Origin of the sequence: Plantactinospora sp. GCM10030261, assembly GCF_042666615.1 — a bacterium.
Taxonomy (GTDB): domain Bacteria; phylum Actinomycetota; class Actinomycetes; order Mycobacteriales; family Micromonosporaceae; genus KBS50.
Genome location: NZ_JBHTDD010000001.1, coordinates 193432 through 213363, shown reverse-complemented (window position 1 = coordinate 213363; position 19932 = coordinate 193432). Strand labels below are relative to the sequence as shown.

The 19932-nt window shown below is 71.5% G+C and carries 19 protein-coding genes; 8 read left to right on the top strand and 11 right to left on the bottom strand.

The genetic code is table 11. The features are described from left to right. Positions 1–48 precede the first annotated feature (48 nt). From ACFQUZ_RS00950 to ACFQUZ_RS00915, 8 genes are all read left to right on the top strand, one after another. Entirely contained in the window at positions 49–1026 is a 978-nt protein-coding gene (locus tag ACFQUZ_RS00950; protein ID WP_377436791.1) for a helix-turn-helix transcriptional regulator, read from the top strand. A gap of 58 nt (positions 1027–1084) precedes the next feature. Continuing rightward, positions 1085–1789 (top strand): uracil-DNA glycosylase, encoded by a 705-nt coding sequence (gene ung, locus ACFQUZ_RS00945; RefSeq protein ID WP_377436790.1) that lies wholly within the window; start codon positions 1085–1087, stop codon positions 1787–1789. Between the two features lie 68 nt (positions 1790–1857). After that, positions 1858–2628, top strand: a complete 771-nt coding sequence (gene tsaB / locus ACFQUZ_RS00940) for a tRNA (adenosine(37)-N6)-threonylcarbamoyltransferase complex dimerization subunit type 1 TsaB (protein ID WP_377436789.1) — start codon at positions 1858–1860, stop codon at positions 2626–2628. After that, positions 2625–3062 (top strand): ribosomal protein S18-alanine N-acetyltransferase, encoded by a 438-nt coding sequence (gene rimI, locus ACFQUZ_RS00935; protein WP_377436787.1) that lies wholly within the window; start codon positions 2625–2627, stop codon positions 3060–3062. The genes tsaB and rimI overlap by 4 nt, the downstream gene beginning before the upstream one ends. Beyond that, complete coding sequence (gene tsaD / locus ACFQUZ_RS00930; RefSeq protein ID WP_377436785.1) at positions 3055–4101, top strand: tRNA (adenosine(37)-N6)-threonylcarbamoyltransferase complex transferase subunit TsaD; 1047 nt, start codon at positions 3055–3057, stop codon at positions 4099–4101. The genes rimI and tsaD overlap by 8 nt, the downstream gene beginning before the upstream one ends. 15 nt (positions 4102–4116) lie before the next feature. Then, entirely contained in the window at positions 4117–4371 is a 255-nt protein-coding gene (locus ACFQUZ_RS00925) for a hypothetical protein (RefSeq protein WP_377436784.1), read from the top strand. Between the two features lie 60 nt (positions 4372–4431). Next, positions 4432–6195, top strand: a complete 1764-nt coding sequence (locus ACFQUZ_RS00920; RefSeq protein WP_377436783.1) for an ABC transporter ATP-binding protein — start codon at positions 4432–4434, stop codon at positions 6193–6195. Beyond that, the gene (locus ACFQUZ_RS00915) at positions 6192–7997 is read left to right on the top strand and encodes an ABC transporter ATP-binding protein (protein WP_377436782.1); all 1806 of its coding nucleotides are present in this window, start codon (positions 6192–6194) and stop codon (positions 7995–7997) included. Before ACFQUZ_RS00920 ends, ACFQUZ_RS00915 begins: the two co-directional genes overlap by 4 nt. A 57-nt stretch (positions 7998–8054) precedes the next feature. Here ACFQUZ_RS00915 and ACFQUZ_RS00910 read toward each other — a convergent pair whose 3' ends face one another. The 11 genes from ACFQUZ_RS00910 to ACFQUZ_RS00860 all read right to left on the bottom strand — a co-directional run bounded on the left by ACFQUZ_RS00910 (position 8055) and on the right by ACFQUZ_RS00860 (position 19732). Further along, on the bottom strand, positions 8055–8774 hold the full coding sequence (locus tag ACFQUZ_RS00910) for a DUF4142 domain-containing protein (protein WP_377436780.1): 720 nt from the start codon (positions 8772–8774) through the stop codon (positions 8055–8057). A gap of 358 nt (positions 8775–9132) precedes the next feature. Beyond that, positions 9133–10308, bottom strand: coding sequence for an ROK family protein (locus tag ACFQUZ_RS00905; RefSeq protein ID WP_377436778.1), 1176 nt, complete (start codon positions 10306–10308; stop codon positions 9133–9135). Between the two features lie 25 nt (positions 10309–10333). Then, positions 10334–11596 (bottom strand): sugar ABC transporter permease, encoded by a 1263-nt coding sequence (locus ACFQUZ_RS00900; protein WP_377436777.1) that lies wholly within the window; start codon positions 11594–11596, stop codon positions 10334–10336. Next, complete coding sequence (locus tag ACFQUZ_RS00895) at positions 11593–12405, bottom strand: ATP-binding cassette domain-containing protein (protein WP_377436776.1); 813 nt, start codon at positions 12403–12405, stop codon at positions 11593–11595. Before ACFQUZ_RS00895 ends, ACFQUZ_RS00900 begins: the two co-directional genes overlap by 4 nt. A gap of 139 nt (positions 12406–12544) precedes the next feature. Next, on the bottom strand, positions 12545–13636 hold the full coding sequence (locus ACFQUZ_RS00890) for a sugar ABC transporter substrate-binding protein (RefSeq protein ID WP_377436774.1): 1092 nt from the start codon (positions 13634–13636) through the stop codon (positions 12545–12547). A 282-nt stretch (positions 13637–13918) separates the two neighbouring features. Further along, positions 13919–14407 (bottom strand): Cys-tRNA(Pro) deacylase, encoded by a 489-nt coding sequence (gene ybaK / locus ACFQUZ_RS00885; protein ID WP_377436773.1) that lies wholly within the window; start codon positions 14405–14407, stop codon positions 13919–13921. A gap of 36 nt (positions 14408–14443) precedes the next feature. Further along, positions 14444–15553: an ABC transporter permease gene (locus ACFQUZ_RS00880; RefSeq protein WP_377436771.1), complete on the bottom strand. Its 1110-nt coding sequence runs from the start codon at positions 15551–15553 to the stop codon at positions 14444–14446. 10 nt (positions 15554–15563) lie between these two features. Next, positions 15564–16712: an ABC transporter permease gene (locus tag ACFQUZ_RS00875; protein WP_377436770.1), complete on the bottom strand. Its 1149-nt coding sequence runs from the start codon at positions 16710–16712 to the stop codon at positions 15564–15566. 31 nt (positions 16713–16743) lie between these two features. Continuing rightward, positions 16744–17742: an ATP-binding cassette domain-containing protein gene (locus ACFQUZ_RS00870; protein ID WP_377436768.1), complete on the bottom strand. Its 999-nt coding sequence runs from the start codon at positions 17740–17742 to the stop codon at positions 16744–16746. Between the two features lie 122 nt (positions 17743–17864). Further along, positions 17865–18491, bottom strand: coding sequence for a TetR/AcrR family transcriptional regulator (locus tag ACFQUZ_RS00865; RefSeq protein WP_377436767.1), 627 nt, complete (start codon positions 18489–18491; stop codon positions 17865–17867). Further along, positions 18488–19732 (bottom strand): methyltransferase domain-containing protein, encoded by a 1245-nt coding sequence (locus tag ACFQUZ_RS00860; RefSeq protein ID WP_377436765.1) that lies wholly within the window; start codon positions 19730–19732, stop codon positions 18488–18490. Before ACFQUZ_RS00860 ends, ACFQUZ_RS00865 begins: the two co-directional genes overlap by 4 nt. Positions 19733–19932 lie beyond the last annotated feature (200 nt).

The window sequence follows — 19932 nt, the reverse complement described above, 5'->3', positions numbered from 1 at the left end:
GACCCTTCCGGTCAACTTCTGTCCGGAAGTTCTGACACACTTCGTCGTATGTGGGAGACCTCCGCCCGGCTGCTGAAGCTGCTGTCCCTGTTGCAGGCCCGCCGGGACTGGTCCGGCGCCGACCTGGCCGTCCGACTCGACGTCAGTGAACGCACCGTGCGCCGCGACGTGGAACGGTTGCGGGACCTGGGATATCCGGTGCACGCCAGCCGGGGCACCGACGGCGGATACCGGCTGGGCGCCGGCGCCGCCATGCCGCCGCTGTTGCTGGACGACGACGAGGCGGTGGCGGTCGTGGTCGGGCTGCGTACCGCGGCGCGCAGCCCGGTCACCGGCATCGAGGAGGCATCGGTGCGGGCACTGGCCAAGCTCGACCAGGTGCTGCCGCCCCGGCTGCGGCAGCGGGTGGGCGCGGTGGCCGACTACACGGTGCCGATCCCACCCGACGCTCCGGCGCCGGCGATCGAGCCGGCGGTGCTCACCACGCTCGCCTCCGCCTGTCGGGACCGCGAGAGGGTGCGTTTCGACTACCGTGCGCACGCCGGTACGGCCACCGTCCGCACGGTCGAGCCGTACCGGCTGGTCACCTGGGGTCGCAAGTGGTATCTGGTCGGCTGGGACACCGAGCGCGGTGACTGGCGCACCTTCCGAGTGGACCGGATCGAGCCCCGTACCCCGACCGGTCCCCGGTTCGCGCCGCGCGAACTGCCCGAGGGCGGCAACCTCGCCGCGTACGTGGCGCGCGGGGTGTCCGGCGCCGGCTTCCGGTTCCGGGCCCAGGTCACCGTGTACGCCCCGGCGGAGGTGATCGCCGACCGCATCAATCCGGCGGTCGGTGTGGTCGAGGCCGTCGACGAGCGAACCTGCGTACTGTCCTGCGGTGCCGACAGCGTGGACACCCTCGCCGTGTACCTCGGTCTGCTCGACGCCGACTTCGAGGTCGCCACGCCGGCCGAACTGGTGGCCCGGCTCGGCGTCCTGGCCGCCCGCTACCACCGTGCTGTGCGAGGGAGGGTTTCGTCGTAGCGCTATGCGTTAATAAGGGCCCTTCCTCGCACCCGTCCCGACGCACGAGAGGCCGGCCGTGACCGACACCCCATCCGCCGCGCTCGACCTGCCCGGCCTGCTGCCGCCCACCTGGCTGGCCGTGCTGACTCCGCACCTCGACCCGGCCGCCACCGCGGCGCTCGGCGCGTTCGTCGCCGAGGAGTACGCGACCCGCACGGTCTTTCCGCCGTTGCCGGACCTGTTCGCGGCGTACCGGTTGTGCGCGCCGGAGGACTGCCGGGTGCTGATCCTCGGGCAGGATCCGTATCACAAGGCCGGGCAGGCGCACGGGCTCAGCTTCAGCGTGCGGGACGGGGTGCGGGTGCCGCCGTCGCTGCGCAACGTCTACAAGGAACTGTCCGAGGATCTCGGCGTGCCGGTGTCGAAGAGCGGCAACCTGACCCCGTGGGCGAGCCAGGGGGTGCTGTTGCTCAACGCGGTACTGACGGTGCGCGAGGCGACCCCGAACTCACACGCCGGCAAGGGCTGGGAGGCGTTCACCGACGCGACCATCAGGGCACTCGACGCGCTGGACCACCGGGTGGTCTTCCTACTCTGGGGCGGGTACGCCCGGAAGAAGCGTGAGCTGATCACCAACCCGGCGCACGTGGTCCTCGAGGCGGGTCATCCGAGCCCGATGAACCCGCGCGGCTTCCTCGGCTGCCGGCCGTTCAGCGCGGCCAACAAGGCGCTTGTCGACGCCGGCCTGCCCGCCGTCGAGTGGGACCTGTCCGCCCGCTGACCCGGCCGCCGAGCTGCGACTGCCCGGCCGCGTCACGCGCCGTAACCGGGCGGGCTAGGGTGCATACCGTGCTGGTACTCGTGCTGGATTCGTCGACCCCGGCGGTTACCGCCGCGCTCGCCGAGATCGGACCCGACACGGTCACCGTCCGTGCGGAACGCCAGGTGGTCGACGCGCGGGCGCACGGCGAACTGCTCGCGCCGCAGATCCAAGGGGCACTCGCCGAGGTGGGTGCCCGGCCGGCCGACCTGGCAGCGATCGTCGCCGGCACCGGGCCGGGTCCGTTCACCGGACTCCGGGTGGGCCTGGTCACCGCCGTCAGCATGGGCCAGGCGCTCGACCTTCCGACGTACGGCGTCTGCTCGCTGGACGCGATTGGCTTGGTGGCCGCCGGCGGTGGCGGAGCCGGCCCGCACGCCGACGGTGGCGGAGTCGGCCCGCACGCCGACGGTGGCGGAGTCGGCCCGCACGCCGACGGCGGCCCCGGCCCGGTGCTGGTGGCCAGCGACGCCCGGCGCCGGGAGATCTACTGGGGGATCTACGACGGCGCGGGCGGTCGGCTGTTCGGCCCCGAGGTGGGCTCGCCAGCCGCCGCCGCGGCCCGGGCCCGCGACCATGGCGCGGTCGCCGCCGTCGGGGACGGCAGTGTGCGGTACGCGACGCAGCTCGACCTACCGGTACGCCCCGAGCCCCGGTTCCCCCCGGCGCACTCCCTGGCGCGGCTCGCCGCCGACCGGATCCGGACCAGGGCGGACAGCGAGCCGCTCACCCCGCTCTACCTGCGCCGGCCGGACGCGGTCGCGGCCACGGCGCGCAAGTCGGTGCTGCCGTCGCAATGAGGATCATTCCGTTGCGGTGGTGGCACATCGAGGCCGTACTGCCGATGGAGGCCGACCTGTTCGGATCGGAGCGCTGGTCGGCGGCGATGTTCTGGAACGAGCTGGCAAACGGCCACCACTACCTGGTCGCGGTGGACGACGAGGAGATCGTCGGGTACGCCGGGTTGGCGATGCAGCCGCCCGACGAGGCATGGGTGCAGAACATGGCGGTGCGGCGCGACCGGCAACGCGGCGGCGTCGGCCGGGCCCTGCTGGCCGAGTTGCTCGCCGAGGCCGGGCGGCGGGGGGCCAGGACCACGCTGCTCGAGGTGGCCGTCGACAACGTGCCCGCCCAGCGGCTCTACGCCAGCTACGGCTTCGAGCCGGTGGGCATCCGCCGGGGCTACTACCAACCGAGCAACACCGACGCGCTGGTGATGGAGCGAAATGGCTGACGAACCGCTGATCCTTGGCATCGAGACGTCCTGCGACGAGACCGGTGTGGGTATCGTCCGGGGACACACCCTGCTCGCCGACGCGATCGCCTCCAGCGTGGACCAGCATGCGCGGTTCGGTGGCGTGGTGCCGGAGGTGGCGAGCCGGGCCCACCTGGAGGCGATCGTCCCCACCATGCGGCGGGCGCTGGCCGAGGCCGGCGTGACCCTCGCCGACATCGACGCGATCGCGGTGACGGCCGGACCGGGACTGGCCGGCGCCCTGCTCGTCGGGGTGGCCGCCGCCAAGGGCTACGCGCTGGCCACGGACAAGCCGGTGTACGGGGTCAACCACCTGGCCGCGCACGTCGCCGTGGACACCCTCGAACACGGCCCGCTGCCGGAACCGGCGGTCGCGCTGCTGGTCTCCGGCGGGCATTCCTCCCTGCTGCTGGTGGACGACCTGGCCACCGGCGTGACGCCACTCGGTAGCACCATCGACGATGCCGCGGGCGAGGCGTTCGACAAGGTGGCCCGACTGCTCGGGCTGCCGTTCCCGGGCGGCCCGCCGATCGACCGGGAGGCCCGAGCCGGCGACCCGCGCTCCATCGCCTTCCCGCGCGGCCTGACGGCCGCCAAGGACCTCGTCGAACATCGACTCGACTTCTCGTTCTCCGGGCTGAAGACCGCAGTGGCCCGCTGGGTCGAGGCCCGCCAGCGAGCCGGCGAGCCGGTGCCGGTGCCGGACGTGGCGGCCTCGTTCCAGGAGGCGGTCTGCGACGTGTTGACCGCCAAGGCCATCGACGCCTGTCGCCAGCACGGGGTGTCGACCCTGGTCATCGGGGGCGGCGTGGCGGCCAACTCACGACTGCGCGGCCTGGCTGAGGAACGCGCCGGCAAGCACGGCATCACCGTCCGGGTGCCGCGGCCCAAGCTCTGCACGGACAACGGGGCGATGGTGGCGGCGCTGGGCGCCCATCTTGTCAGCTCGGGAGTGGCGCCGAGCCGGCTCGACCTGCCGGCGGACAGCGCGATGCCGTTGACCGTGGTCAGCCGGTAGCCGAGGGTGGACGACGTGATCGTGCGTATGTGGGAGGGACGGGCGGAGCCCGCCGGCTTCGCCGAGCTGATCTCGTGGGTGTGCGACACGGCGCTCCCCGAATTCGACCACGACCCGTTGCACATGGGCAGCGAGGTCTTCACCTCCACCGACCAACGGGTGGTGGTCATCTCCCGGTGGCGCAGCCGGCCCCGGTCGCTGCCGGAACCGCCCGTGCTGCTCGTCGCCCGACCACCACACGAATGGGACTTCACGCAGGTGGACCGCTAACCCGTCCGGCGTAATCGACTGGCGGCCCCTGGCGATCCGCTCGTATCGTTCTCCCCTGCTATGCGTGCCCTACCTGTCGCCGATCCCGGCACCCCACCGTCCACGTCCGCCACCCGACTGCTGCTGTGGTTGGCCGCCCGCACCTGGCCGACGCTGGCGGCCGGCATCGTGATGGGCGTCCTCTGGACGGTGAGTCAGGCGCTGATGCCCGCGGCGATCGGCCGGGCGATCGACGGGATCGCCAGCCGGAACACCGAAGACCTGGTCCGCTGGGCCGTCGCGCTGCTCACCCTTGGCCTGCTGCAGGCCGGTAGCGGGATCGCCCGGCACCGGTTCGCCGTGGCCAACTGGCTCTCCACCGCGTACCGGACAGTCCAGGTCACCATCGATCACGCCAATCGGGTCGGCGCGACGCTGCCGAAGCGGATGGCCGCCGGTGAGGTGGTGAGCATCGGTACCTCCGACATCAACCACCTCGGCGGGGCGCTCGACATCACCGCCCGAGGCACCGGCGCGGTGGTGGCGATCGGCACGGTCGCCGCCATCCTGCTCTCCGCGTCGGTGCCGCTGGGCCTCGTGGTGGTGCTCGGGGTGCCGGTGCTGCTGGCCATCGTCGGCGCGCTGATCGGGCCGCTGCACCGGCGGCAGCGGGCATACCGGGATCAGGAGGCCGCACTGACCACGCAGGCCGGTGACATCGTCTCGGGGCTGCGGGTGTTGCGCGGGGTCGGCGGCGAGCCGGTGCTCGCGGACCGGTACCGCGGCGAGTCACAGCGGCTGCGCGACCGAGGGGTGCGGGTGGCCCGGATCGACTCGCTGCTGGCGGGCGCGCAGATCCTGCTCCCCGGCGTCTTCGTGGCCCTGGTCACCTGGCTGGGTGCCCGGTTCGTGCTGCGGGGCGAGATCACCGCGGGGGAGTTGGTTGCCTTCTACGGGTACGCGGCGTTCCTGGTGGGCCCGCTGCGTACCATCACCGAGGCGATCGACAAGATCACCAAGGGGCACGTGGCGGCCCGGCGGGTGGTCGCCCTGCTCCGGCTGTCCCCGGAACTGACCGAACCGGACCGGCCCACCGCCGTGCCGGACACGCCGGGTGAGCTGGTCGACCACGGGTCCGGCCTGACGCTGCGACCGGGCCGGCTGACCGCCCTGGTGGCCGACGCCCCGGAGGAGGCGGTGCGGCTCGCCGACCGGTTGGGGCGGTACGTCGACGCGGACGTCACGCTGCACGGCGTACCGCTGCGGGAGCTGTCGCTGGCGACGGTCCGGCGGCGGATCCTGGTGGCCGACAACGACGCGCGGCTGTTCTCCGGACCGCTGCGGGCCGAACTCGACCCACACGACGACGCGGACGACGACCGGATCGAGGCCGCGCTCGCGGCGGCCAGCGCCACGGACATCGTCGAGGCGTTGCCGAACGGCCTGGACGCGGTCGTCGCCGAACGGGGGCGGGAGTTCTCCGGCGGGCAGCAGCAGCGGCTCCGGCTGGCCCGGGCGCTGGTGGCCGATCCGGAGATTCTCATCCTGGTCGAGCCGACAAGCGCGGTCGACGCGCACACCGAGGCCCGCATCGCCGACCGGCTGGGACCGGCACGGCGCGGCCGGACCACGCTGGTCTGCACCAGCAGTCCGCTGGTGCTGGACCGGACCGAACACGTGGCGTACATCTCGGGTGGCCGGGTGATTGCCGAGGGCACCCACCGGGACCTGCTCGCCGCCGTCCCCGGCTATCGGGCGGTGGTCAGCCGGGCCGAGGCGGAGGACGACGACACCGAGTCCGCCGCGCCGGTGGGGGTGCCCCAGAAGGTCGAGGTTGGTCGATGAGTGTCGCGTTGCCGGTGGCCGACGGGCAACAGGTCCGCCGCTACGCCCGGGCGGTGGCCCGGCGGTATCCGCGGGCGCTGGGGGTGGCGCTGGGACTGCACGCGCTGGCCGCCGTCGCCGGCCTGGCCGCTCCGCGGCTGCTCGGTGACCTGGTGGAGGCGATCTCCCGAGGCACGTCCACCGTCACCGTCGACCGCGTCGCGCTGGCTATCGCCGCGTTCGTGGTGGCGCAGTCGGTGCTGACCAGGTTCGCCTACTTCGCCTCGGCGCGGCTCGGTGAGCGGGTGCTCGCCCGCCTGCGGGAGGAGTTCGTCGATCGGGTGCTCGCCATCCCGCTCTCCACCGTGGAGCGGGCGGGCAGTGGTGACCTGCTCACCCGGACCTCGCGGGACGTCGCGGCGCTGTCGCACACGGTCCGGTTCGCCGTACCGGACACCCTTGTCTCGCTTGTCACCATGCTGTTCCTGATTGCCGCCCTGGTCCTGGTCGGTCCGCTGCTCGCGGTGAGCATCCTGGTGGCGGTGCCCTCACTGCTGGTCGTGACCCGCTGGTACCTGCGCCGCGCGCCGGCCGGCTACCTGCGCGAGAACGCCGCGTACTCGGACCTGACCGACGGGATCAGCGCCACCGTCGAGGGCTCACGGACCACCGAGGCACTGGGCCAGCAGGCGCGGCGCCGGGCCCGGACCGACGACGACATCCGCCGGTCGTACGCCGCCGAGCGGTACACGCTGTTTCTCCGTTCGGTGGCGTGGCCGGTCTCCGAGGCCAGCTATGTCCTGCCGGTGGTGACCGTGCTGCTCCTCGGCGGCACGTTCCATCTGCAGGGCTGGGTGACGCTGGGCCAGGTCACCGCGGCCACCCTGTACGCCCAGGCGCTCATCGAGCCGCTGGACCGGCTGCTGTCCTGGCTGGACGAGTTGCAGGTGGGTGGCGCGTCGATGGCCCGGCTGCTCGGGGTGGCCCGGCTGCCCGGGGAGCGAGCCGCGTCGGCCGATCCGGACGTGCCGGCGGCCTCCGCGTCGGGTGTACCCGCCGGCTCGGGCGTACCGGTCCGCTCGGGGTCGGACGACGGCGATCGGCGGCTGCGGGCCACGAACGTGCGGTACGCCTACCGTCCCGGCCGCGATGTGCTGCACGGCATAAGCCTCGACCTGGCTCCGGGGGAGCGGCTGGCCATGGTGGGACCGTCGGGGGCCGGCAAGTCCACGCTCGGCCGGCTGCTCGCCGGCATCCACGCGCCTCGGTCGGGGGCGGTGACGGTGGGTGGGACGCCGCTGGCCGACCTGCCCCTGGACCGGCTGCGCCGGGAGGTCGCCCTGGTCACGCAGGAACACCACGTCTTCATCGGCACGCTCCGGGAGAACCTCACAATGGTCCGACCGGACGCGACGGACGACGCCGTCCGGGCGGCGTTGTCGGCTGTGGACGCGCTGGACTGGGCGCTGGCGCTGCCGGACGGCCTGGACACGACGGTCGGCGCGGGTGGCCATCCGCTCGCGGCTGCCGAGGCCCAGCAGCTGGCGTTGGCCAGGCTGGTGCTGGCCGACCCGCACACCCTGGTGCTGGACGAGGCGACATCGCTTATCGATCCGCGGGCCGCCCGACACCTGGAGCGCTCGCTGGCCGGAGTGTTGCGCGGCCGGACGGTCGTGGCGATCGCGCACCGCCTGTTCTCCGCGCACGACGCGGACCGGGTGGCGGTGGTGGAGGACGGCCGGGTGGCCGAGCTGGGATCGCACGACGAGCTGGTCGCGGCCGGCGGTTCGTACGCCGCCCTGTGGCGCTCCTGGCACGGCTGACGAGGCGAAGCGGGCTCCTCCTGACGCAGCGCGTCAGAAGGAGCCCGGCAAAACTCGTCAGCGGCGGAACACCCGGATGGTGGCTATCGCCCCGGTGGCCAGGGCCGCGAGCAGCACCACCCAGATGATCGTCGAGTTGACCGGGGCCACTGGTCCGGCGTTCGCCCGGGCCCGGGCCAGCACACTGTCGTCCTGGGTCACCGGAAGCGCGGGCGGCGGCAGCTCGTTGTACCGGACCAGGCCGGTGCTTTCCAGCATCGTCATGTGGTCCCCCACGAACTTGTTGGCCTCGTCGGCAAGCTTCCGCACGACCGGATCCCGGGTGCTGGCCCGCACCGCACCGATCACCGGGAAGATGGCGCCGTGCGCGGCGCGCAACCGGGTGACGAAGGTCTGGTCGAACCGGTCACCACTGGAGGTCTGCATCTCCTTGAGCCACTGCTTCTGATCGGCGTTCGGCTCGTTCGGCATCTGTGCGCCCAGCTTGTTGGCCGCCTCCACCGCCAGCTGGTCGAGTTCGACGTGCTGCTTGGCGATCTCGGCACCGATGTCGCGGACCCGCTGCCGCTTGCCCTTCTCCGCGGCCATCTGCCCCGCGGGGATCTCCCACAGCCCGGCCATCCGGACCCCGTCCAGCAGGGCCTGGTCCGCGGCGGTGAGCTGGGTCGGGCCGGCCGGCGCGGCCTGCGCGGCGGAGGGCAGCAGGACGAGCGCGGCGACGAACCCGGCCATCGCCGCGGCGAATCCCCGGTAAGAGCGGCTGACCAGGCGGTTCACCACTGCTTCACCGTCCCCGGTCCGTGCCCCGATCCGTTGCCCGCCATACCGCCTCACCTTCCTTGAGAACCGCTCGGTCCCGTTGCCGTCCACTGGTACGTAGCCGGGCGGGAAATCGTTCATCCGTTCCCACTCGCATGTGGAGTGACTTCGCGACGTCGCCCTGCAAAGGCTTCTACCGCGGTGACCGTCGTCGGCCTGCTGCTCGGGTTCGGCGACACCGCGAAGCAGGCGATGTTCGGTCGGGTCGTCACCGTCCGAGCCGTACCTGGCGGCGGCTCGACCATCAGCCGACCGCCGACGGCGGCCCGGCCGCGGACGGTGGTCCCGGCGCCGACGGCAGCCCGGCCGGCGTCGGTCAGCCGGCGTCGAGCGGATCGGCGAGCAGCCGTTCGTAGGCCAACTCGGCGGCGCCGACCAGCGGGGCGTCGTCGGCCAGCACCGGAGTGCGGAGCCGGACGTGTTCGCGGCAGGCGGCCAGCGCCATCGCGTTGAGCCGGCTGCGCACCTGGGCTGCCGAGGCGAGATAGACGTCGCGGAGGGTGCCTCCGAAGATGACCATCTCGGGGTTGAAGATGTTCACCAGGTTGGCGACGCCGAACCCCAGCCAGTCACCGACCTGGCGTACCGCCGCCTGGGCGCTCGCGTCGCCACGGGCCGCCGGATCGACCACGGAGAACACGGCCGGGTCCCCGCCGCCGCCCTCCCGACCCGCGGCCCGCAGCAGCGCGTGCTCGCCGATCTCGGTCTCCCAGCAGCCGCGTGAACCGCAACCGCACGGGTGCCCGTTCGGGCGGACCACCATGTGACCCACCTCGCCGCCGTAGCCGCCGTGTCCGGTGATCCGCCGGCCGCCAGCGATGATTCCGGCCCCCACCCCGACATCGCCGTACAGGTAGATGACGTTGTCGCAACCGATCGCGACGCCGCGGGTGTGCTCGGCCAGCGCGGACAGGTCCGACACGTTCCCCACGGCGGCGGGCCGCTCGTGCCCCAACTCGGTACTGAGCCGCTCGCCGAGCGCCGTCATCCAGTCGGGGTCCGAGTTGAGCGAGACCGTGCCGTCCTCGCGCCGGATCATCGCGCAGACGGCGACCCCGTCGCCCACATGGACCGCCGAGTCCGGGACCACCTGCCGCATCTCCTTGACCATGGCGGCGAGCAGCGGCACGGTCGCGTCGGTGGACAACCCGGCCGGCCGGGGCGCCTCCCGCCGGGCGAACACCTCTCCACCCAGCCCGATCCGGGCCGCCCGCAGCCGGTCCACCTCGACGCTGAGCGCGAACGCGTACACCCGGGGATCGGGCCGGACGACAAGCGACGGCCGTCCCGCCCGCCCGGTTTCCCGCGGGGGGCCCTCGGTGACCAACCCAGCCGCGGCCAGGTCGCTGGTGAGGGCGCCGATGGTGCTCCGGTTCAGGCCGAGTGCCGTGGTGAGTTCGGCCCGGGAGGTCGGTCCGTGGATGTGGACGTACCGGAGCAGGGCACCGAGGTTCTGCCGACGGATCTCGTCCTGGCTCGGTCCGGCGCGCATCGATGTCACAAGCGTCGGAGAGTGGTCAACGGTTACCGGTGGCGGCGGCTCGGCGCCGGGACAGTGCGTCGACGCTGGCCGCCAGCAGCAGCACCAGGCCGGTCACCATGTACGTGATTCCGCTGCTGTAGCCCATCAGTCCCATCCCGTTGTCGATCACCGCGACCACCGCGCCGCCGAGCACGGCGTCGAGCACCCGGCCTTTGCCGCCGAACAGGCTGGTGCCACCGATCACCGCCGCACCGACCGCGTAGAGCAGCACCTTACTGCCGCCGGTGTTGGGGTCGACGGAGTTGGCCCTGCTGGCCGCCACGATGCCACCGATGGCCGCCATCCCGGAGCAGATCACGAAGACCGAGATCCGGATCCGGTCCACGTTGATGCCGGCCCGGCGGGCCGCCTCACGGTTGCCGCCGACCGCGTAGATGTGCCGACCGTAGGCCGTCCGCCGCAGCACGAAGGTCCACAGCACCAGCAGGGCCGCGACGATCGGGACGACGATCGGGACCCCCTTCAGCGAGACGATCAACACGTTGCGGCTGCGTTCCAGGTTGAGGATGAACACGGCCGTGCCGAGGATCAGGGCCAGCAGGCCGATCCGGCCGACCACCACCGTCAATGGGTCGGTGACCAGACCCCGCGCCATCCGGTTGCGGTACCGCAGCACCTGGACCGCCGCGTACCCGCCGACGGCGAGGGCGGCCAGCAGCCAGCCGAGCAGCGGCGGCAGGTTCCGGTTGGCGATGGCGACCAACACCGGATCGCGGATCGCGATGTTGCTGCCGCCGCTGATCAACACCAGCACGATGCCCTGGAACGCGAGGAAGGCGGCCAGCGTGACGACGAAGGACGGGATGCCGACCTTGGCCACCAGGGAGCCGAGCACCAGGCCGATCAGCACACCGGTGGCGATGGCGGCGAGGACCGCGACATACCAGGGATATCCCAGCACGGTGACGAAGTTGGCCAGGATCGCGGCGCACACCCCGCTGGCGAAGCCGGCCGACAGGTCGATCTCGCCGAGCAACAGGACGAAGACGAGGCCCATGGCGATCAACGTGACCGCGGCCCCCTGGGCGAACAGGTTCGCGAAGTTGCCGGCGGTGAAGAACGACGGGCGGAGCACCGCGAACACCGTGCAGAGCACCAGCAGGCCGAAGATGGCGGGCAGCGCGCCGATGTCGCCGCCGCGGACCCGGCGCCAGTAGTCGCGTGCGTGGCTGGCGACGGTCGGTGTCGGGGCCACTGCGGGCGGACCCTCCTCACGTACGGTCACGGTGGTGCTCATCGGACGGCTCCCGGGGTGTTGTCGGCGCCGTTCGCGGCGGCTGGGGTGGTCTCGGTGGGCAGGCCGAGGTGGCCGGAGCGACCCGCGGTGATCAGCTCGACCACCTGGGCGTGGGTGATGTCGGTGCTGCGCACCTGGGCGACCATCTGGCCAAGGTAGAGGGCGGCGATCCGGTCGGACACCGCGAAGACGTCGTTCATGTTGTGCGAGATGAGGACGACCGCGAGGCCGTTGTCCGCCAGCCGGCGGACCAGTTCGAGCACCTGTGCGGTCTGGGCGACGCCCAGCGCGGCGGTCGGCTCGTCCAGGATGACCAGCTTGCTGTTCCACAGCACGGCCTTGGCGATCGCCACCGTCTGGCGCTGTCCGCCGGAGAGGCTCGACACGTGCTGACGCAGCGACGTCACCGTCCGCACGCTGAGGCCGGCGAGGGTCTCCGCGGCCAACTGTTCCATGGTCGGCTCGTCGAGCACGATGCCGGTGCGTTTCTCCCGGCCGAGGAACATGTTCTGCACGATGTCGAGGTTGTCGCAGAGCGCGAGGTCCTGGTAAACGACCTCGATGCCGAGCGCGGCGGCGTCCCGGGGACTGTTGATGGTCACCGGACGGCCGTCGAAGAGAAACTCACCGGCGTCCGTGGGATAGATGCCGCTGATGCATTTCACCAGCGTGGACTTGCCGGCGCCGTTGTCGCCGACGAGCGCTGTCACCTCACCGGGATAGGCGGCGAAGGCGACGTCGCGCAGGACCTGGACGGGACCGAAACTCTTGTCGATCCCGCGTAGCTCCAGCAGGGGGGTCGCGGACACGGGCGTCTCCTTTTCCGAGCGGGTGTCTCCGGGCACACCCGGCCGGCGTGCGGCGGGCCGGCGAACCGACCCGGCGCGGTGGCCGGCCGACCGCCCGATCCGGCGTCGTGGCCGGACCGGGCGGGTGCGACGGACGGTGTCAGCTCACGCCGGCCTGGGTGCACAGCGCCGCGAAAGCGTCCGCGCACAGCTTGGCCTTGTCGACGAAGCCGTCCGCGACCACGTCGTTGACGTTCTCCTTGGTGATCGCCTTCGGCTCGAGGAGCACGGCTGGCACGTCCCGGTTGCCCTCCGGGTCCCGCACGGTCTGGCCGGTGTTCTTGCGTTCGCCCTTGGCCAGCCCGATCGCCAGCTCGGCGGCGGCGTCCGCCTCCTTCTTGATCGCCTTGTACACGGTCATGCACTGGTCGCCGGCGAGAATGTTCTGCAGACCCTGCAGGTCGGCGTCCTGGCCGGTGACCGGTACCCGACCGTTGAGCTTGTTCTTCTTCAACACGGATATGGCGGAGTTCCCGAGCGTGTCGTTGGCGGCCAGCACGCCGTCGATCTTGCCGCCGGTCTGGGTCAGCATCTGCTCGAAGATTGTGGTGGCCTGCGCGCCGTCCCAGTCCGGCACCCACTGGTCCGGGCCCTTGGTGAACTCCTTGGAGTCGTACTTGGGCTGCAGGACCGAGTCGTAACCGGCCTTGAACAGGGTGGCGTTGTTGTCGGTCTGGGCGCCGTTCAGCTCGGCGATCACCGGGTTCTTGACGCCCTTCTCCGCGAGGCACTTGACCAGCCCCTCGCCCTGCAACTTGCCGACCGCCTCGTTGTCGAAGCTCACGTAGTACTCGGCGGACCCGCCCAGTGTCAGGCGGTCGTAGTCGATTGTGGCCACGCCCTGCGACTTGGCCTTGTCGAGGACGGACTTCCCGGTGCCCGAGTCCAGGTTGACGATCATGAGGACGGTGGCGTTGTTGGTGATCATCTGTTCCGCGATGTTCTGGAACTGGGTCTTGTCGTTCTGCGCGTTCTGGATGTCGTACTCGACGCCCGCCGCCTTGAACGCCTCCTCCAGAAACTTGCGGTCCGCGGTCTCCCAGCGGGCCGACGACTTGCTGTCCGGAAGGATGACGCCGATCTTGGGGGTCTTGTCGCCGGCCGCGCCGCCGGGTTCGTCGCTGCCGCAGGCGCTCAGGCCGCCGGTGACGAGCAGGCCCGCCGCGGCGATGGTCAGGATCCCTCTGCGCATGTGCCGGGTCCTTTCGGGGGTGAGGGCAACGTTTGTTGTGTCCGGCAACGTATTAGGGATGTGGCGTACCGCACAAGGTGGCCGAGGTCATGGGTTTGTTGGCGGCGATAACAATTCAGCAACGTGCACGCCATCGATCCGGAACCCGCCGGCTGTCAGGCCGCGGTTCCGCCGTGGCACGTTGATCAAGAGGTTGGCGTCAGATATCCGGGAACTCCTGACGCGAACCTCTTGGTCAACGGGAGTGGGGCGGCGATATCAACGGGAGTGGGGCGGCGGGTGTCAACGGGAGTGGGGGGCGGCGATGCGGGCGGTGACCGCTCCGGTGAGGGTGACCAGATCGCCCGGGGACAGCCGCACCTGCAAGCCGCGCCGACCCGCACTCACGTAAACGGTCGACAGGGCGACGGCCGACGAGTCGACAACCGTGGGCAGGCGCCGGCGCTGTCCGAGCGGGCTGATCCCCCCGCGTACGTATCCGGTCGTCCGCTCGGCCACCGTCCGGTCCGCGAGCATCGCGCGCTTGCCGCCGACCGCGGCGGCAAGCGCCTTCAGGTCGAGATCCCCGGTTACCGGCACCACCGCCACCGCCAGGCCAACGTCGACATCGGCCACCAACGACTTGAAGACCTGCTCCGGTGGCACGCCGAGGGCCGCGGCCACCAGGGCGCCGTAGTTGGGGGCGTCCGGCGAGACCTCGTACGGGTGGACGCTGTGCGCGATGCCGCGCCTCGTCAACAGCACCGTCGCCGGAGTCTGGTGGCCCGCCACGGCATCGAGGCTACTCCCCGTGCCGGGAACCGGGGGTCACTGGCCGCCGCGCTGCGGTGTGCCCAGTTCCCGGTGTCCGGCGTACGCCGCGGCGGCCATACCCAGCACCGCCACCCCGATGACCCAGCCCCACTGCGTGGGGGAGAACGAGCCGGCGAATCCGTGCAGTACCGGGTTGGACCACTCGAAGACGCGGGACGGCGGCCACCAGGCGGCGAAGTTCCGGGCGGTCGAAGGCAGGCCGGGCACGCTGACGAAACCACCCGCCACGAAGAAGGTGGCGATGCCGGTGAGGATCACCAACGGTTGGATGCTGCGGTGCACGCGGAGCAGGTGGGCGAGCAGGGTGCCCAGCCCCGCGCCGGCCACCATCACCGGCACCATGAACAACACCACCAGCAGGAGCGCGCCGGGATCCGGGTTGAGGCCGAAGGCGAACCGGGCGGTGAGATAGGTGGGCAGTGCGGTGAGGAAGGCGGCCGCAGTGCCACTGATCAGCGCGCCCAGCGCCGCTGTCGCCGGACCCGCCGGACTCAGCAGGATCTCCTTGGCGGTCCGTCCTTCCTGCTCGATGGCGAACAGATTGGCGGCCAACAACGTGGCGCCGAAGAAGAGCGCGAGCAGCAGCACGCCACCGGCGATGAAGCCGGTCCGCGGTATGTCGTCCGGCCGGACCGTACGCAGGTCGACGGCGAGGTCGAGACGGCCCGCGTCGGCGTCGTAAGCGTTCAGGGCGTCCTCGACCCGCAGTCGAAGATTTTTGGTCGCGTCGCTGTTGATGTTGTAGGTGCTGATCCGGACCCGTCCGCTGGCGTCGAAGTCCTCCGGGATCTCGATCATCAACTGGAGGCGGCCATTCTCGATCATCTGGGTGGCCGGTACCGGGTCGGTCTCCACCACCCGGAAGTACGGGGTGATCCGCGAGCTGCTCTCGTTGATCGCGCCCGTCAGCGCGGCGGACCGTTCGGACTTCGCCTTGTCCACGACGGCTACCGGCCAGTCGTCGCCGCCAGCGCCGAAGATCAGCGCGTTCAGGATGAGTAACACGATCGGTACGAGCACCGCCTGGGCCAGCAGATCGGGCCGGCGACGCAGCAGGCGCAGGTTACGGGCGGTCACCGCCACCACGGCTCGGGTTGTCTCCACCGTCGTCTCCTCACTGACCCTGGGTGAACTTCAGGGCACGACGCATCCGCGCCACGGCGAGCGTGCTGAGCGCCACCGCGCCCATCAGCGTCCAACCGAAGGCCGGCCAGTCGAAGGCGCCGTCGCCCAGGCCGGACACCTCGAAGCGGATCTGGTCGGTGAGCGGCGCGAGCGGCATCCACGAGGTCAGCCGCCACAGCCAGCCCACGGCCCCGTCATGGGCGAAGCCACGAAGGTAGGACTCGTATCCGCTGGCGAAGAAGTGGGTCACCGCGAGGACGACGCAGATCGGGATCATGGGCAGCGACCGGCGTAGCGCCACGCCGATCAGCGCGCCGAAGCCGGCGCCGTAACAGAAGATCGCAGCCACAGCCAGTACGCTCTGCCAGCCGAGCCCGGTCACCGGATAGTCCAGGAGCCAGGCGAGCCCGGCAAGGACGAGCACCAGGCTGAGGGCGGTCTGTGCCAGAGCGGCCAGCCACTTGCCCCCGATGAAGGGCGCGTTACCCGAAGGGGAGAGCACCAGTGGCTTGGCCGTCCGGTCCTCCCACTCCCGGGCCACCAGGGTGCCGGTGTTCACCATCGCGGCGTACAGCACGGCGAACATCAACAGGCCGGTGCCGAGGTACGTGGTGATCCGCATGTCCCGCTGGAAGGCGCTCGTTTCGTCCACCGCGACCAGTCGCCCACCGCCCGCATCCGACGCGGGACTCGGCGCTCCGGCCGCAAACTGCCGGACGGCGTGTTCCGCGCGAAGCTGGAAGTTCTTGGTGCCATCTGAGTTGATGTTGAAGACCGTCAACGGCAGCGAGACCGGCTGGCCGGCCTCGACTCGCGCGTCGAAGTCGGCGGGCACGGTCAGCACCGCTCCCACCTCACCATCGTCGAACATCCGGCGCGCCTCGACCGGGTTGGTGGTCCGGATTTCGAAGAACCGGCCGTCAACGCTCGACATCCCGGTCAGCACCGAGACCATTCGGGCACTGTGCGGGCCGGAGCCCTCCTGTGCCACCGCGACCGGACTGGTGGCGGAGACCCGCACGAGGAGCACGTAGAGCCCGACGAAGATGAGCGGCACCAGCACGGTGATCGCGAGGAAGGTGGGGCTCCGCCGGCTGATCGACAGGTCCTTGCGGACCATGGCCCATACGGGTCGCACGTCTCGGTCCCTTCTGCCTGGATGGTCCTGGTCAGTTGCGCAGCGCGCGGCCGGTGACGTGCAGGAAGACGTCCTGCAGACTCGGCTCGTCGAACCGGAACCCGGTGACACCGCCAACCGTCGCGAGCCGGTCGAGCACCTGCCGGAGAAAGTCCAGGCGCTCGGTGTCGGCGGGCAGATCCACGCTGAGGTCCTGGTCTGAGCCGAGTTCGGGGGACAGGTCGGCGAGGTCGGTCCGGGCCCGTTCCGCCTGCCCGGCGGAGGCGAACGCGACGCGCAGCCGCTGGCGCGTCACCGCGGCCTTGAGCTGGGCCGGGCTGCCCTGTGCCACCGTCCGACCATGGTCGAGGATGAGCACCTGGCGGCCGAGCTTGTCTGCTTCCTCCATGTAGTTGGTGGTCAGCAGGACGGTCCGACCGTCGGCGGCGAGTTGCTCGATCCGTTCCCAGATCGCCTGCCGGGACTGCACGTCGACGCCGAGGGTGGGCTCATCGAGGATGAGCACCTCCGGCTCGGTGAGCAGGGCCCGGGCCAGCGCCAACCGGCGTTGCATGCCACCCGAGTAGGTGCTGGTCCGGTCCGTGGCGCGGTCGGTCAGGCCGACGAGGGTCAACGCCTCGTCAATGCGGGTCGTCATCACGGCCCGGGGAACGCCGTAGTAGCGGGCGTGGAACTCAAGATTCTCGCGGCCGGTCAACTCCGCGTACAGCGCGGTTTCCTGCGGAACGAGGGCGATCCGGCGGAGCACGTCACGGCGTTGCCGGCCGGGGTCGAGCCCGGTGACCCGGACCGAGCCGGCGGATGGTTCGAGCAGGCCGGTGAGCACGTTGACGGTGGTGGTCTTCCCAGAGCCGTTGGGTCCGAGCAGGCAGCAGACGCTGCCCCTGGCGATGGTGAGGTCGAGCCCGGTCAGCGCGCGTACCGGTTCGGCGCCGCGCCGGCGGAACACGACATCCACCGCGGTCAGCCGCACCGCTTCCGCGTCGGCCGTGAGGTCCGCCGCTGGTGCTGACAGCGTTCTGGTGCTCATGTGCCCTCTCCTTTCGCTGGCGGCCCCGGGGGACGACCACGCCGGCTCAGCTAATCAAACCAAACCGTTCAGTTTGATTGCAAGGGTGGGTGACATGCCCAGCTCCTCCGGGGTTCAGTCGATCAGCGTGCCGCCAACCCGTCGCACAGCAGCGCCACCAGCCGGGCCACGGCACCGGCCGGTGGCTGCCGTGGCCCGTCCGGCCGGAGCAGGCCGTCCAACAGCGTGTAGGTGAGCAGCGAGCCGACCAGCAGGCGACCGGCGTCCTCCACCGGTACGGGGCGCAGCGCGCCACCGGCGATGCCGCGGGCCACCAGGCGGGCCGTCCCGGCGATGATGGGACCGGATACCGCCTCTCGGAACAGGGCGCCCAGCTTCGGATTGCGGCCCGACTCGGCCACGATCACCCGGGCCAGGCCCAGGTACTCCGGCTGGAGCAGGGTGTCGACGACCGACTCCGCGTACCCGGTCAGTTCGGTTGCCACCTCGGCCCGGGTCCGCAGTGGGTGAGCAGGTTGGTGTTCGGCGTCCCAGGCGGCCGTCCGTTGCGCCATCAGCGTCTCCAGCACGTCCGCCAGTAACGCGTCCTTACTCGGGTAGTAGGCGTACACGGTCTGCTTGGACACGCCGGCTTCCAGGGTGATCGCGTCCATGCTGGTCGCCGCCACGCCACTGGCCAGGAAGAGCCGCTGAGCGGCGGCCCGGATCTGCCTCCGCTTCTGGTTGGACCGCTCACTTCGCGTCGTCATGATCCCTCCGGCCGTGCGTTGGACATCGGTGCGACCGGGTGGCCGATCAGGACGGTGGGTGCGCCGGCCACCCTGGTGAGCACCACGCTGGCCGACTCGTCCCCGGACAGCCGCAGGTCGCGCCGCAGCCGCTCCGGATCCAGGGCCGAGCCGCGCTTGAGGATCTCCACTCGGCCGACGCGCCGGTCCCGGAGCAGCGCCCGGAGTCGCTTGAGCGAGAACGGCAGCACATCCGTGATCTCCAGACACCGGGCGAACGGGGTGCTGACCGGGGCGTCGGCGTACACGTAGGCGATCGTGGGGTCGGCCAGGTTGCCGGGCAGCCGCTCGGCGAGTCTGGCGACCAGGTGGGCGCGGACCACCGCCGGGTCAGGGTCATACAGGTAGCGCCGCAACGGCCCGACGGGTGCCTCGGCGGTGCCGTCGCCGGTGAGGCGACAGGAGCGGGCTCTCTCCACGCCGGAGGTGACCGGGGGCCGATCCGTCAGCAGGGTGGCGCGCCGGGGAACCTCGGCGAGCGGGCCGCACCACAGTGTCGCCTCCACCAGGTCGCCGGCCACACTTACCCACTCGGCCTCAGCCCCGGCCGGGATCAGCGCGTGGTCGAGGCCGGGCGCCACCTTCACCACGGTGCGCGGGACCCGCTCGGTCAGCCCGACCACGAAGTCCCAGGACGGCGTGTACGCGGCCGGGTCGAAGACGCGACGTCCGGTGCCGCCGCGCCGTCGGGCCGGGTCGCAGAACGCGGCGTCGAATCCGGTCAGGTCGAAGTTTGTGGCGTCGGCACACTCGACGGTGAACCGGTCGGCCAGCCCGGTGGCTTCGGCGTTCGCCGCCGCCAGCGCCGCGGTGAGCGGGTCGGCCTCAACCCCGTACACCCGGATCCCGGCGCGGGCCGCGGCGAGCGCGTCGGCCCCGAGCCCGCAGCCGAGGTCGACCAGGGTCCGTACGCCCGCGTCCCGCAGTCGGCGGGCCCGCCGGTCCGCGACGGGGGCCCGGGTGGCCTGCTCCAGCCCGGCCCGGGTGAAGAACATGGTGGCGGCGGCCAGCCCGAACTTGGCCACCGCCCGCCGGCGCAGTTCGGCCTGGGTCAGCGCGGCGGCGGCCAGCCCGGCCGGGACGCCTCGGGTCCGCAGCGCGGTCGCCGCGCTGAGCGGGTCACCGCCGGCCAGGTCGACCGCCGCGGCCAGGGCCCGCTCTCCATCGGGGGTACGCAGGGCGGCGAGCTGGTCGAGATGCACCGAACCATTGTGTCGGATTGGCACTCTCCTTGACGGAGTGCTAGTCGCGGAATAACCTGCGATTAGCACTCTCCCATCGAGGGTGCCAGCCCGCGGGGTTCCGTGGGCGACAACGCCAGGCGGACCGGCACCCGCGACGACGGCCCCGCCCGGTGGACATGTGGCAGAGATTGACGCCGTCCGGCTTGCCGGCCGGCTCG

Excerpts from the sequence above, each read along its gene's own strand:
- ACFQUZ_RS00950 (WP_377436791.1), top strand. The coding sequence starts at position 49 with ATGTGGGAGACCTCCGCCCGGCTGCTGAAGCTGCTGTCCCTGTTGCAG.
- rimI (WP_377436787.1), top strand. The coding sequence starts at position 2,625 with ATGAGGATCATTCCGTTGCGGTGGTGGCACATCGAGGCCGTACTGCCG.
- tsaD (WP_377436785.1), top strand. The coding sequence starts at position 3,055 with ATGGCTGACGAACCGCTGATCCTTGGCATCGAGACGTCCTGCGACGAG.
- ACFQUZ_RS00920 (WP_377436783.1), top strand. The coding sequence starts at position 4,432 with ATGCGTGCCCTACCTGTCGCCGATCCCGGCACCCCACCGTCCACGTCC.
- ACFQUZ_RS00915 (WP_377436782.1), top strand. The coding sequence starts at position 6,192 with ATGAGTGTCGCGTTGCCGGTGGCCGACGGGCAACAGGTCCGCCGCTAC.
- ACFQUZ_RS00905 (WP_377436778.1), bottom strand. The coding sequence starts at position 10,308 with ATGCGCGCCGGACCGAGCCAGGACGAGATCCGTCGGCAGAACCTCGGT.
- ACFQUZ_RS00900 (WP_377436777.1), bottom strand. The coding sequence starts at position 11,596 with ATGAGCACCACCGTGACCGTACGTGAGGAGGGTCCGCCCGCAGTGGCC.
- ACFQUZ_RS00890 (WP_377436774.1), bottom strand. The coding sequence starts at position 13,636 with ATGCGCAGAGGGATCCTGACCATCGCCGCGGCGGGCCTGCTCGTCACC.
- ACFQUZ_RS00870 (WP_377436768.1), bottom strand. The coding sequence starts at position 17,742 with ATGAGCACCAGAACGCTGTCAGCACCAGCGGCGGACCTCACGGCCGAC.
- ACFQUZ_RS00865 (WP_377436767.1), bottom strand. The coding sequence starts at position 18,491 with ATGACGACGCGAAGTGAGCGGTCCAACCAGAAGCGGAGGCAGATCCGG.